Source organism: Paenibacillus sp. WLX2291 (assembly GCF_046603665.1).
In the GTDB taxonomy this organism is placed as follows: domain Bacteria; phylum Bacillota; class Bacilli; order Paenibacillales; family Paenibacillaceae; genus Saccharibacillus.
This window is the reverse complement of sequence record NZ_CP176755.1, coordinates 3,191,147-3,205,588: the sequence shown is the minus strand read 5'-3', so window position 1 is coordinate 3,205,588 and position 14,442 is coordinate 3,191,147. Positions and strand designations below refer to the sequence as shown.

The 14,442-nt window shown below is 45.8% G+C and carries 12 protein-coding genes; 4 read left to right on the top strand and 8 right to left on the bottom strand.

Going from position 1 to position 14,442, the window contains the following annotated elements; translation table 11 throughout:
- From ACDE64_RS13685 to ACDE64_RS13675, 3 genes are all read left to right on the top strand, one after another.
- Positions 1-2,079, top strand: coding sequence for an HD domain-containing phosphohydrolase (locus ACDE64_RS13685; RefSeq protein ID WP_411342682.1), 2,079 nt, complete (start codon positions 1-3; stop codon positions 2,077-2,079).
- Positions 2,080-2,299: 220 nt separating this feature from the next.
- Positions 2,300-3,196 (top strand): PhzF family phenazine biosynthesis protein, encoded by an 897-nt coding sequence (locus ACDE64_RS13680; protein ID WP_411347172.1) that lies wholly within the window; start codon positions 2,300-2,302, stop codon positions 3,194-3,196.
- Between the two features lie 102 nt (positions 3,197-3,298).
- On the top strand, positions 3,299-4,453 hold the full coding sequence (locus tag ACDE64_RS13675; RefSeq protein ID WP_411347171.1) for a PP2C family protein-serine/threonine phosphatase: 1,155 nt from the start codon (positions 3,299-3,301) through the stop codon (positions 4,451-4,453).
- Positions 4,454-4,694: 241 nt separating this feature from the next.
- Here ACDE64_RS13675 and ACDE64_RS13670 read toward each other — a convergent pair whose 3' ends face one another.
- Positions 4,695-5,378, bottom strand: a complete 684-nt coding sequence (locus tag ACDE64_RS13670) for a nitroreductase (protein WP_411347170.1) — start codon at positions 5,376-5,378, stop codon at positions 4,695-4,697.
- A gap of 190 nt (positions 5,379-5,568) precedes the next feature.
- Between ACDE64_RS13670 and ACDE64_RS13665 the strand changes: the two genes are divergently transcribed.
- A complete protein-coding gene (locus tag ACDE64_RS13665) occupies positions 5,569-6,150 on the top strand; it encodes a TetR/AcrR family transcriptional regulator (RefSeq protein ID WP_411347169.1) in 582 nt (193 codons plus the stop codon).
- 122 nt (positions 6,151-6,272) lie between these two features.
- On the opposite strand, the gene ACDE64_RS13660 is transcribed toward ACDE64_RS13665, so the two are convergent.
- The 7 genes from ACDE64_RS13660 to ACDE64_RS13630 all read right to left on the bottom strand — a co-directional run bounded on the left by ACDE64_RS13660 (position 6,273) and on the right by ACDE64_RS13630 (position 14,269).
- On the bottom strand, positions 6,273-8,207 hold the full coding sequence (locus ACDE64_RS13660) for a beta-glucoside-specific PTS transporter subunit IIABC (RefSeq protein WP_411347168.1): 1,935 nt from the start codon (positions 8,205-8,207) through the stop codon (positions 6,273-6,275).
- A gap of 265 nt (positions 8,208-8,472) precedes the next feature.
- The gene (gene licT, locus ACDE64_RS13655) at positions 8,473-9,306 is read right to left on the bottom strand and encodes a BglG family transcription antiterminator LicT (protein ID WP_411342677.1); all 834 of its coding nucleotides are present in this window, start codon (positions 9,304-9,306) and stop codon (positions 8,473-8,475) included.
- A gap of 665 nt (positions 9,307-9,971) precedes the next feature.
- A complete protein-coding gene (locus tag ACDE64_RS13650) occupies positions 9,972-11,411 on the bottom strand; it encodes a 6-phospho-beta-glucosidase (RefSeq protein WP_411347167.1) in 1,440 nt (479 codons plus the stop codon).
- Positions 11,412-11,778: 367 nt separating this feature from the next.
- Positions 11,779-12,066 carry a YxcD family protein gene (locus tag ACDE64_RS13645; protein WP_411346794.1) on the bottom strand — a complete coding sequence of 96 codons (288 nt, stop codon included), beginning with the start codon at positions 12,064-12,066 and terminating at the stop codon, positions 11,779-11,781.
- Between the two features lie 5 nt (positions 12,067-12,071).
- Positions 12,072-12,509, bottom strand: coding sequence for a hypothetical protein (locus ACDE64_RS13640; protein ID WP_411342675.1), 438 nt, complete (start codon positions 12,507-12,509; stop codon positions 12,072-12,074).
- A gap of 101 nt (positions 12,510-12,610) precedes the next feature.
- Positions 12,611-13,174, bottom strand: coding sequence for a PadR family transcriptional regulator (locus tag ACDE64_RS13635; protein ID WP_411342674.1), 564 nt, complete (start codon positions 13,172-13,174; stop codon positions 12,611-12,613).
- A gap of 516 nt (positions 13,175-13,690) precedes the next feature.
- The gene (locus tag ACDE64_RS13630) at positions 13,691-14,269 is read right to left on the bottom strand and encodes a beta-class carbonic anhydrase (protein WP_411342673.1); all 579 of its coding nucleotides are present in this window, start codon (positions 14,267-14,269) and stop codon (positions 13,691-13,693) included.
- Positions 14,270-14,442 lie beyond the last annotated feature (173 nt).

Sequence of the window (14,442 nt, the reverse complement as noted above, 5' to 3'; positions counted from 1 at the left end):
GTGAGAGAGAAAAACCTTTATACCATCCCGCTCAGTTTGATTGGTTTATGCAGCTTTGTTTATATGATCTGGAATACGAATCATTTGCTGTTATCCAGTGTACTGCCGATTTTGCTGCTCATTGTGATTTTGGATTTGTTTCCAGTACGGTTGCTCAGTGGTGAAGAGTATAGCGGAAGTCTGGCTGGCTATCTCATCTTGCTGCTGGCATATGGTCCGACCGCAGCACTGGCCGGGATTGCGCTCAGCACACTGATCAGCCACTGGCGCAAAGCCGGATTTCAGTTGCGGCAAATGAATGGATTTCGCATTATGTCGGCACAGGGCAAATTGACGATCTGTCTGTACGCCGCGCATCGTGTGATGGAGTGGATCGACAACGACACTCATGCTCTGCTATATGTGCAGGTGGCAATCGGCACATTTGTATTCAGTCTGTTGTATATTGCGCTGGCAGCGGGAGTATCACGCACAATTAGCGGAATTCCGCTACGCAACAATCTGATGATCAAACTGAAAGAACTAGCAGTTCCTGTTGTACTCTGTACCGTCATTGTGCCTCATTTTCTACATCATCTGTCGCTTGGATATATGGTGTATGAAACAGTGTACATTTTACTATTCTTGCTACTGATCGTCTTCTTCTCGTACGGCTATATTCAGCAGGTTCAATTGCGACGCCGGGGGACGGAAGAATTTATCCGAATTGGTGAACTGCGCCTTGTTAATCAAGCGGAAGGGCATGGACGGAATGTAGGCATCATTTGTGAACAGATTTTGGAGCAATTTGGGTATCCGAAGAAGAAACGCCCTGAGCTGGTGAATATCGCTGCTCTGCACGATGTGGGTAAAATGCTGCTACCGCTCGATATTCTGACCAAACGTGGAGCATTGTCGCTTAGCGAACAGCAAATTTACGAATCGCATACTTCCAAAGGAGCGGACATCGTCGGCAATATTACCGGCGACAAAAAAGCAGCTGCCTGGATTCTACATCATCACGAACGATATGATGGCAAAGGCTTTCCAAATGGATTGCAAGGGCGGAATATTCCTTATGAATCACGGATCATCTATCTGTGCAGCCAACTGGAGTACTTGCTTCGCCAATATGCCAACGATGACGAGATTCTGCGTCAGCTGGAACAGATGGCAGGCAAAGAACTGGACCCGCAGCTTGTTCGGTTGATTCGTTGCGATACGATCGCTTGGCTGCGTGAGCATACCTTTTATGAGCATACAGAGATGTCGGCGGAGCTGGAACATGTCATCCGTCCCGATGAAACGATGCGTCCAGAGCTGACTAGTATTACCGGAGGCACACGACTGCTCAAATATGACGATGTCGGCAAGCTGTCCGGCGCTGGTGTACAGGATATCCCGGAAGCAATTGTACATGCGGCAGAAGGATTAGCTGAACGGGCACTGTTGATGGCGGAAAGCTTCTATGAAGTATTGACCGGCGATGAGCATACCTTCGAAGCGTATTTCTATCCTGAGCATACGCGAGTGATGGTTGTGCTGACCGATATTACGCCTGCTCTGCAATACCGTGAGGAACTGCATCATAATACGCTTCGTTCGTATCGTGACGTGATCCGTACACTCTCCCATAGTAAAATGGACGTCTGTCTACAGCAGCAGGAAATTGAAAGTCAGCTGGGTGAACGGGTAGCGGGAATGGATATTAGCACGCGTGCAGATGTATCGACAAGCCGCACACTCGTTGTCGATCAAGTGCCTGACCTGTACCGACAACAATTTCCCAAAAAGTTAATGAGCATCAAGCTTGCTGTATCCGAAGGTGTTACGAATCTGATCAAACACGCGCAGCAGGGCAAAATCGAAGTATTTCGCAAGTCTGGTAGTTTGCAGATTTATATTACGGATCATGGCTCCGGTATTCCGCTGCATGAACTGCCCAAAACGATTCTTGTATCCGGGTATAGCAGTAAAAGTTCACTTGGCAAAGGGTTTGCACTCATGTATGTGTCCGCGGATCGGGTGATGCTACACACCAGCCCGGAAGGGACAGCGATTTTGCTGGAATTTTATTTGAGTGCTGAAGAAGCTGGCTGACTGTCGTGATGGCAGGCGGTCAGCTTTTTTGTAATGTGAAATGGAACTTTGCAGTGGAGCACCATCGTTGGAGTGACGCGGTGTACGAGCGAAAGGGTATATTTGCCGATGATGGTTATCGATTTTATCTGTTTTACGGCTACTCTGTTGTGATGTATAAAGGTAAAGTACAGCAAACTAGTAAATGCAAGTGATCGTACAACCTGAAGGAGAGGCAGAGATGAAACCGATACGCGTATACCATGTAGATGCTTTTACAACAGAGAGATTTGGCGGCAATCCAGCCGGTGTCGTATTGGATGGTGCTCATTTAAATGAACAACAGATGCAGCAGATCGCAAACGAATTGAATTTGTCGGAGACGGTATTTTTGCTGCCGGCAGAAGATGCGCAGGCAGATTACCGGGTGCGTTATTTTACCCCGACAGATGAAGTGGATTTTTGTGGTCATGCGACGGTAGGGATCGCTTGGATTCTAGCGACAGAACCGGGAGTGGCACAACTGGACAATGGGGTAGCACTACAGACGAATATCGGCATCATTCCGGTGCGTTGGATCAAGCGCGATGGGCAGGTAACGCAGGTGGAAATGACGCAGGCAGCACCGTCCATTCGCCAGCCCGAGATCGATGTGCAGCGACTCAGCCGCGGTATTGGCATTCCGATTCAGCAGCTCGACACGACGCATCCTATTCAGCTTGGGTATACTGGAAATTGGCATTTACTCGTTCCAGTAACGGATCGTATATCCATTGATGAAGCGAAGCCTGATCTAAGTGAGCTGGCACAGTACAATCGTGAGCTGGGTGTCATTACGACGCATCTGTTTACCAGCACAGCGGAGAATTACAGCCAGATCTATACACGCGATTTTGCGCCGGCGATCGGTATTGCCGAAGACCCGGTAACTGGTTCCGCCAACGGTGCCTTGATGGCATATCTGTATTTGAACAAGCTGATCGATCAGCAGCACACCGTATCTATTGAAATCCGGCAAGGTGATACAATCTGTCGCGGTGGCACATTGTACGCAACCGTCGAACCGAATGGCTCCTCTGCGATCATTCATATAGCAGGCTCGGCTGTTGTCTCGCTGCGTGGTATGATGGAATTGTAAATCAACATAAAATATCTCAACGGCTAACTTAATCGCTATTACATCTTTTGCACGTTTTGACGAAAAAAGAGGTATACCTTTCATTTTCAGGAGGAATACCCGATGAGTAGCATATTGATAGTGGACGATTCCAAGTTAAACCTTGCTTTTATTGAAAATATACTCAAAACTGCCGGTTATGAAGATGTAACTACGGCTGGTTCAGCGCAGGAAGCATACCAGCTACTCGGCATATACGACGGTCAGGCACCACGTAAGCCGGCTTCGATTGATCTGATCCTGCTCGATATTGTTATGCCGGAAGTAGACGGCATTGAAGCATGTAAATTAATCAAGTCGATGCCAGTCTATCAAGACTTGCCGATTATTTTCCTGACAGCGGATCGGGTGCATTTTAAAGAAGCTTTTAACGCAGGCGGTATGGACTTTATCGAAAAAGGCGGACCAGAGTACGAATTGCTGGCGCGTGTACAGTCAGCGCTACGGTTAAAAACGGAAACCGATGCGCGCAAAGAATGGGAATCGCGTATGCAAAAAGATCTACAGCTCGCCCGTCATTTACAAAATAGCGTACTGACGCCGCCATTGACCGAACCCGGCATCAACATTCGTAGCAGCTATATTCAATCGTCTGAAGTGTCTGGCGATATGTTTTATTGGAAAAGCTTCAGTGATACTCAATACGGTGTGCTGTTGATCGATGTATCTGGTAGCGGCATCTCGGCGGCGCTGATTAGCATGTCAATCCGCTCCTTGTTGGATGGCATTGTCGGCATTTATCGTCGCCCGAAGGAAGTATGTGCTGAGCTGAATCGGCAAATGCGCATGCTGTTTGGTAAGATGCGCCGTGCTGTTTATTTTACCGCGATCTATATGATGATTGATCTGGAGAAGCAGCAGATTGAATACTTCAACGCCGGTCATGCACAAGGATTACTGCTGGCGGAAGGAAAAGACCCGGTTCGTCTCGTTGTGACAACGGAGCCGATTGGTATGAAGCAAGATATGAGCACCGATACACAAACAGTGGAGTACGATGAATCTGCGCGGATTGTACTATACACCAATGGTCTGATCACCCGTCCGGGAACCAATCCGAAGTCGGTCATCGAAGAGCTGGAGCAATATGCACAAAGCTTGCTGTATCAAGATAATGAAGCATTTCTCGCCAAATTAACCCGTCTGCATCGCCAGCAAGATGACGTATGTATCGTATCCATGAATGTGCAGAAATTGCCCGATGATACGGTTGAATAAATGAATGTGATCTGAATAAATGTGATCTGAATAATGGAAATAAAAACGACTGTAAGACGCTGATGTGCGTCCTACAGTCGTTTTTCACTGAAATCGATCTGTCATCTGTCTAAAGAGTTACTACTATTCGCTTATTATCTATCCAATATCGGATGCTCAATATTGAATGTTCAATAGCGGATGTTCAATGTTAGATATTAGCTGGTAAATATTTGGGATGAAATGTTTAGTCGCTCCATGTTCAATGGAACGTCACAGCGTCCTTTACCGGATCGCGTCCAATATGTGACTGATTGACTGGTTGCTCTTCATCAGCATAACCGAAAGAAATACCGAACAACAATTTCAGCTCTTGCGGAACATTCAGAACGCGGCGTACCGTATCTGCATACATAGCAATCGACGTTTGCGGGATACTACCAATTCCGCGAGCCGCCAATGCCAGCAGTAACGATTGACCATACATACCAACATCGGACGCCACGCGGACATTGTCGCCAAAGGATGGCATAAACAAAAAGGCAACATGCGGAGCATCGTAAAATTCAAAATTGTGTGTCAGCGCTCGCTGACGCTGCTCCCGATCTTCGCGAGTAATGCCTAACGATTGATAAAAGAGCGTCACTTGCTCAATTTGCCGCTGCGCATAACGCCCATGATACAGATTAAAATCAAATTCAAAATCTGGCGACGCATGACCTTGCACTACATCGTGCAGCAGTGCCTGACTCAATTCATCCTTCTTCGCGCCGGACACGATATGCACATGCCATGGTTGTGTATTGCAATTGGAAGGAGCATACTGGGCATCTTCCAGCGCTTCATGTAGTACGTGTTCAGGCACTGGGGTCGATTGAAATTGACGAATCGACTTCCGTTTACGGATCAGTTCACTAAAAGTAGAAGGGGTGATTGTATTCATCATTTACTTCTCCTCACAATATGGAATAGACATACAACTGTCGGTAGCTTGTTGTTTTAACTTAAGCAACAGCTGTTGTATAGTTATTGTATGCAGCGACGTAAAACCATTCAATCGTCAATATGCTGCATTTGTTGTGTACACAACAGTTGGCTTATATTGTTGCCCAAATCGGAAGGAGACGTAACCGAATATGAATAGCACCGATCCACGTGCCGTAAAAACAAGACGCGCTTTGCTGGAAGCTTTTATGCAGATTAGCTATAGCAAGGATTTTGAACAAATCAAGATCAAGGACATTACCGATGCGGCAGAGGTGAACCGTGCGACCTTTTATACGCATTTTCTGGATAAATATCATTTGATGGATGAAGCGGTCACGTTATTTTTGATTGATGAAGTGAGATCCAAATGGCAGCAACATGCATCATTAACTGTTGAGAGCATGACTGATATTTTTATGACGCTTGCTCATTTTCAACAACAGAGTAATCAGCAGCTTCGCTTGAAGCCAGTACGCACATACGAATTGATTCAGTCGCATATGGAACGCAAACTCAAAGCAGAACTGCAATCGATCCTTGTGCAGCTGCTTGCTCAGCAGCAACCGGAGATGGAGCAAGAACGGCAGCATATTATCGCAACGATGCTAAGCTGGTCATTATACGGAGCTTCGCTAGAATGGCAAAATCAGCAGAAGCTGTCTGCTACAGCTTATATTGAACAAGCACTGCCTTTTCTGATCGACGGGCTGCTTTATCATCGGGCAGAGTAACATCTGATTTGTGTGAATGATTCGATCCATGAGCAAGTCATATGTTTGATTCATGAATAAGCCACACATTTGACTTTTGACTCATGAACAAGTTGTACGATAGCAGTCTATCAAGCTGAGCTTTATAGAAGCACTTCTTTTGCCTTGTTTACTGGAACACCTGTATTGGAGGGCGAATCAGATTGTGAGTCGGTCTGTGGTGCTATGATATGGAGTAGCTCCACCTGTTCGTGCACCATTCCTTGCTGTAGCGGCAGTACATCCGCATAATCAAACGTATTCGTCACAATAATCGGCGTTACTGTCGGACAACCCGCAGTACGAATTTGCTCCAAATCCATCTCCAATAATAACTGCCCCGCGGTTACGACATCACCTTCCTGCACATGCAGTGTAAAAGGCTTGCCTTCGAGTCGCACCGTATCAATTCCGACATGAATGAGAATTTCAGCACCATGATCAGATACAATTGCCAGCGCATGTTTCTTTTTAAATGCGACCGTGATCGTGCCGTCAAACGGAGCGACTACCCGCCCAGTAGATGGTTCGATGGCGATGCCTTTGCCCATCGCTTCAGAGGCAAAGGCTGGATCAGGTACTTCTGTTAGTGGTACAACATGACCGGCAACCGGATTTAGTACCTTTTCATCGACTTTGCCAGTTATGCCAGTAACCGGAGTGGCCGCAGGCTCAACTGGTGTGTCTTCCACCGGATCTTGGAAGCCCATCAAGTACGTTAACGTTGCAGAAATAAGGAAGGAAGCAGTAATCCCGATAAGTAAGCCGGGAAAGCCCTGACCACCCGGTCCGTAAAAGATTGGCAAAGTCAGCAGTCCCGGCGCGCCAGAAGCGAATGCCTGCGTACCTGCCTGACCGATAATGGCACCACCGACCGCACCGCCGATAATTCCGGCAATAAACGGACGCTTCAGCGGCAACGTTACACCGTATACTGCTGGTTCTGTAATCCCGAATAGAGCGGAGAGAGTAGCAGAACCGGCGAGTGTTTTGAGCTTTTTGTTTTTCGTTTTTAACATAACGCCAAAGGCTGCGCCAGTCTGGGCAAATACGGAAGCTGCCGCCGCAGGCTTGATACCATCACGTCCATGCACCGCGACATTGTTGATGAAGATCGGCACAAGACCCCAGTGAACACCGAAGATCACGAACAACTGCCAGCATGCACCCATAATCGCACCAGCGATCAATGGACTGAATCCGAACGCAGCGACAAGGGAAGTCGCAATTACATTACCAACATACACGCCAAATGGACCGAATACGATCAATGTCAGCGGCACCATCACAACTAGCGAGATAAGTGGAGTGACGAAGTTTTTAACACTTTCATGAATATGACGATTACAGAATTTTTCCAGCTTGCTCAATACGATGACTGCCAGAATGATCGGAATCACTGTAGAGGAGTAACTCATCATAATAACGGGAATACCGAAAAAGCTCGTTTCCGTGCCCGCTGTTTTCAATTCAATAATCGACGGATAGAGAAGTGCGCCCGCTATTGTAAGCGCAGTGAAGATATTGCCGCCAAATTTACGCGCTGTCGTGACTGCCAGCAACAGTGGCAAGAAATAAAATAAACTATCCGCTGTTGCCATCAGAATGATGTACGTCGTTTCTTTCGTATTCAGCCAGCCTACATTACTCGCAATCAACAGCAATCCTTTCAAAATACCGGCACCTGCCATTACCCCAAGCAACGGAGCAAAGATGCTGGAAATCACATCCACAATACTACCAAATCCCTTTTTGGCAGATGCAGATTTGTCTTCCTTCTTGTCATCATGTAACAGATTGGAGATACGACCGATCGCTTCGTATACCTCTGGCACCGTATTACCGATGACGACTTGAAACTGCCCACCACTTTCCTTGACGGTAATGACACCATCTGTCTTCTCCAGTGTAGATTTGTCCGTTTTGGACTGATCCTTGAGTGTAAAACGAAGCCGTGTTGCACAGTGGACGAGAGAAGATACATTGCGCTCCCCGCCGACACCTTGCAATATTTCTTTTGCCAGATTTTCGTAATTCATACTCGACACCTCCAATTTTTGGCAATAAAAAACCTGAGCCATGACAAACGGAGGACAACGCGAATAATAACGTCCTTGCCGCTTATCATGACCCAGGTTTTGCCTGCTCAACCAGTAACAATCCGAGTCCGGTTATATGCAATTTGTACCCTTACGATATAACGCTTTCATATTTTTGTCAACGCATACATTTGAAATAGCTGAGGTTTGCGCTCTGGTAAAGATTATTTGACATATAGCAAAAGATAATTGTAAACCGCGCTAATCAATTGCGACTCACAATACGCTGAATATGTACGGTAAGATACAGCATTTCCTCGTTGGTTAACGCATGCGCATATTCCTTTTGCACAAATATGCGAATCTTCTCTGTACATGCCGCTGCATCCTGATGCTGTTCCTTAATCATGCTGTACAGATGATCGTAATTGTTATCGTAATGAGTTTTGTGCATAATGCGTTGCGCGAAAAATTTGAGATGAGTAATAAAACGGAAATAATTTAGCGAATCTTCCTCAAACTCTGTTTTGAAATGATATTTAACGATATTAATAATACTATGCATAAAGCGCGTAATATTCATCGTCGTACTAACATCTTCATTCATCTCTGCATTGATGATATGTATAGCAATAAATGCTGCTTCGTCCTCAGGCAGTTCAATCTGCATCTTGTCCTTAATCTGTTCCAGCATTCTTAGACCGATGCCAAATTCTTCGCGGTACAATTGCTTGATCTCCCATAGCAGCACATTGCGAATCTCCAGCCCTTGTTGATGCCGTTCAATCGCAAAATTCATATGATCAGTCAGCGAGACATAAATATTCTCGTTCAGTGACTTGCCGAGCATTTGGCGACTGTATGAAATAATCTCTTCTACGATCACAATCAGCTCAATCGGCACTTCACGTAGCAGCATTTTGAAGTTATCCGAAGCCTTTTTATTTTTCAGAGCAAATACTTTCTGAATATTACGTTGTTCCACTTCATCGCCGGGCTTTTTCTTAAACGCAATGCCCCGACCCATTACTACCAGCTCCGTGCCGTCCGCCTGAAAAACGCTGATTACGTTATTGTTGATCACCTTTGCAATTTTCATATGAATCCCCCGATCTGCATCCTTGCCAAACATATCATTCATAACATAGTTGTATTTCACGCATTTCACATATTTAACGTCTTTCAAGTGTTCCAAGCATTTCACGCAATTCCGCTACATCATCTGTCTGATAGCTATTATGTACTCTCTATTCCAATACAAAAAAACCGAAGCACGACAAAGCAGGGGAGACGTTCTCGTCTTCCTTTAGTTGGCGGCTCAGGTTTTGCCTGTAGACCAGTAACAATCCCAATCCAATATGAACATGATCGTATCCATAATGTTAGGTTTAGTGTAGCTGTAACATAGCAAGCTGTCAACGCTTCCATGACGTAAAAAAGCATAATCATATTTCTGTATGGATCAGTCATAGTAAGCGTATCTTAAAGTATGAACAAGCAAATCTGCCTCTGAATATCAAAATGATCAGTAGAGAATGGAGAATAGGGGGATGAGTAATCTACGCACTTGTAAAACGTGAATCTGAAAATATCCCTACACGATAACATATCAAACATCAGAATATGCTTCTATAGTCTGCCGACTTATCCGCATATTCTGATGCTGCTAAAACGATAAATATAAATAATAATAGCTAGTTATTTGCTACTCATCGCAGATCACTGAACAACGAAATCTGCATCATAAACACATAAACAACCAAATTATAAACTCAAATCACTTCCGCGACTGGCAATGACCTGCTTGTACCAGTCAAAGCTTTTCTTCTTACTACGTGCCAGCGTTCCGTTGCCGTCGTTATCACGATCTACATAAATATAACCGTAACGCTTACGCATCTCACCCGATGATGCACTGACAATATCAATCGGTCCCCAGCTCGTATAACCGATAATATTCACGCCATCCTGAATCGCTTCGCCCATCTCGGCAATATGACGCTGCAAATAATCTATTCGATAGTCGTCATGCACATCCCCGTCTTGTGCTGGCTCATCCGCTGCTCCCAGACCGTTTTCTACTACAAACAGCGGCTTTTGATACCGATCATGCAGCTGATTGGCAGTAATACGGAAGCCCTTCGGATCGATCGTCCAGCCCCATTCGGATTTGTCCAGATACGGATTGGCAACCGAGCCAAATACGTTGCCGGAAGTCATATTTTTGATCACTTCAGGATCGGTGCTGGTCGTACGGCTGGAATAATAGCTGAAGCCGATATAATCAACCGTATTTTGCTTGAGCAGCTCAGCATCGCCGTCCTGCATATCGATATGCAGATTATGATCGCGGAAGAAGCGATGCGCATAACCTGGATATTCACCGCGTGATTGCACATCGATAAAGAAGTACGATTCCCGATCTTTTTCCATCCCTTGATATACATCTTCCGGGTTGCACGTATACGGGTAGAAACTTCCCGCTGCCAGCATACAGCCAATCTGACCGTCTGGAATCAGCTCATGGCACGCTTTGACTGCCAGTGCACTCGCAACCAGCTGATGATGCGCCGCCTGATACTGAATCTGCTTCACATTGTCGCCTTCACTAAAGGTCAAGCCCGCACCGAGAAATGGCAGATGCAATAGCATATTAATCTCGTTAAAAGTCATCCAGTATTTGACCTTGTCTTGGTAGCGCTCCAGCACCGTACGTGAATACGTCTCAAACAGGCTGACCAATTCACGACTGCGCCAGCTGCCGTATTTCTCAATCAATGCTACAGGCACGTCAAAATGCGCCAGCGTAACAATCGGCTCAATCCCATGACGCAGCAGTTCGTCAAACAGATCATCATAAAATTGCAATCCTTGCTCATTCGGCTGTGCATCCTCACCAGTTGGATAGATACGCGCCCACGAGATCGAGATCCGCAGCGATTTGAAGCCCATTTCGGCAAATAGAGCAATATCTTCCTTGTAACGATGGTAGAAGTCAATCGCTTCATGCGACGGATAAAATTCACCTTCCAGCGGTGTCAAACCCGGCACATAACCTTTCATAATATCGCGACGCTTGTCACCAGTAGGTAGCAGATCGACAAGTGTCAGCCCTTTGCCATCTTCCAGATAAGCACCCTCCGCCTGATTGGCAGCGATAGCGCCACCCCACAAAAAGTTTTCGGGAAATGTAAAATTGGACATGATAAATCTCCTTCCGTAGTGAATAGATAAGAGTTAGTAGGGAAGAGGGCCAGAAAAAAAGAAAACCCGAACGAGATCGGCCCATTACAGATCATTGGCTGCCGATATCGTTCAGGTTATGCCCCGCGGGTAACATCCCTGAAATGAATGTGATTGTCACTAAAACTCTAACAAGCAAGGAGTGGCTTGTCAACAAGAAAGCGTTTTAGAACCTAGTAGAGCAGCATACCAAAAACCCTGTCGCTATCGCAGTAATCTGCAATAGGACAGGGTTTATTTTCAGTCGTTAGTGCGTCCGGTGGTGTGTACAAGGATACGATACAAGTGTTAGCACAGGTATCAATCAACAGCCAGGACGGATCGTGCATCAATCGCGAATGATCGCCTGAATCTCTTCAGCTTCTTCATTCAAGATCAATTCCACCTGTTCACGAAATACTCTCGCGTTGTATTCAGAAAACATGTAGCGCAGAATGGCTTCGTAGAGATTACTTTCGATCAGGTACTGGCTGCGTCCCAGTGACCAGACTTCCGCAGTATAGCCGGTATCTTCCTCCCATGCCAGTTGAACAGTAACATCCGTAGGCTTAATGCCTTTTCGTTCGGCGATGTTCAAACATACCGCATTAATAATCTCGTCCATGCTCAGCGTCATTGCCATTAGCGTCTGTCGTAAGGGTCAGCCGGTTTCTTGCGCTGACGAATCATGCGATAAATGCCGCGAGCTGCAATAAAGAGTACATAAATAGCTGCCAGGTTCACGAGCAGACCAAGGAAATCGCCCATAAAGCCCATATTTGCAAACATGCCACCAAACAGCATGCCTGCCAGACCGCCGACCATCAGACCGGTAAAGAAGCTACCGCCGCTGAAAAATCCACGTTTGCCTGTTGTTCCGGCTGTCGAGCTATTGGTACCAGAACGGTTAGTGCTGTTCACACTGCCGCTGTTGTTGTCCGCACGGTTCGGTGTGTTTGTGTACGATTTAGGCTGGGATTTGAATCCGCCACCACCGCGTCTTGCATCCGCATCACTGGCGATGCCAAGCGAAGCGAAGAATAACGTAAATGCCATGAAGACCATAAGCACTTTTTTCATTATCTGTATGCTCCCTCTGGTAAGTTGAATTTTTGGTGCTTCTACACGTATACGAACAGGAAGCCCGAGCGTTTCAAACATTTACTTTTAAATATTACAAATTACTGATGTTGCGGTTCATTTGTCGCTTCGGATGGAGCTGAGTTTTTGAGTGTATCAATTACCCAGGTTGTCCATTCCATGTTCGAACGGGCTGTACCGAGCGCTTTTTGACGCAGGATGTACAGTCCAAAGTCAGGAGAACCGAAATGATGGCTCTCGTCCGCCATTTTGTGAATTGCTTGCTCGAAATAGTGGATTTGTTCCTGATAGAAAATGGAACGCTTGCGGAACAACGAGATAGCGGTATCGCGATCTGTGATCCATAGACAGAATGCTTTCAGTACAAGTTCATCGCGTGTTACCGGTTCGCCGGCAGGCAGTTGAATCCATTCCTGAAGCTTTTGTTCACCTGTCGGGGTGATTGCATAAATCTTTTTGTCCGGTTTATCCGTCTGTTTGACCCATTCCGCAGTGAGCAATTCTTGCTCCTCCATACGGGACAACAGTGGGTAAATTTGACTATGCTTTGCCTGCCAGAAAGGCTGGATTCTAAGCATCAGGTCATAACCGGAAGAACGCTTGCGGGCAAGCAATGCAAGTAAACCATACGATAGCGTATTCATAAGTCAGTCTCTCCTATCTATCAAGCAGCAAATCGGCCGATTTAAGATAAAGTGTACACTACAACTGTATGCTTTCGCAAGAAAGGCGACGACAAAATCCGGGAAAACACACAAAAATAAAGGGAAATAGACAAACAATTTTCATAATTACATATCGAAAGTCACAACGAATGTAAGCTGTTCAACTGTGCGCCCGTACAGAAATACACTCCAGCAGGTAAAAGGATCGGCCAATCCGCTGCATGGTTGTTACGGGCGTTATGTTTCAGTTCAGCTGACAGCAAAAAATGAAGAGGAACGGCTGCTGAGAGTAGCTAAAAGCTGCATGACATACGGTACGTAAACAATCGTAAAAAGATTCAAAAACTTTTATGGTTTTTATGTATTTTTTTATAAAGACCGAACAGCCTAGTGCGCAGACAAAATAAAAAGGACACGAAGTAGTCTTCGTGTCCTGGCGGTATGGGCGGCTTCTTCCGCAATCAAGATTATGTAGGAAGCCGTTAGATCCGTCCGCTAAATGGAAGTTTCTTGCTGGGCGTACCCGTTCACAAGCAATTCCAATTGACCTGTCGAGGGATCAATGATCATGCCGTGCACCGGTACATGGGGGGGAAGTAATGGATGATTCTTAATGATATCCACGCTATTGATTACCCCGTTCTTTTCGTTACCAAACCCTTGCAACCAACTTTTTAAATCAATTCCAGAATGTTCTAAAGTTGTCAGTACTGTTGGGGAAACACCGCGCTCTTTGATCTCATTAATCATATGATCTGCATTCAGTGCAGCCATGCCGCAACCGTAGTGACCGCATACGATAACTTCTTCGGCTTGCAGCTCGTAGAGTGCAACCAGCACGCTACGCATAACACTACCATATGGATGGGAAATAACAGCACCGGCATTTTTGATGATTTTGGCATCGCCGTTACGGATGTTCATCGCGCGTGGTAGCAGCTCGGTAAGACGGGTATCCATACACGTTACGACGACAAGCTTTTTGTCTGGAAACGGACTGGAGCTGTACGCTTCGTATTGTTTGCTGGAAACGAACTCTTCGTTAAACTGCATGATCTTTGACAATGAATCCATGAGATCTCCTCCTGAACAATGCAAATCGCATTGTATTTATATTCAATATTGTTGATATTTATTCACGATGGTCAAAATGATGAACAAATATCCAAAGTGAACATTCAACATGTAATATTGTTCTGCATAGTCATAGACTCAGTAGCTTCATCTTGACGGCTGAAGAACAGTGT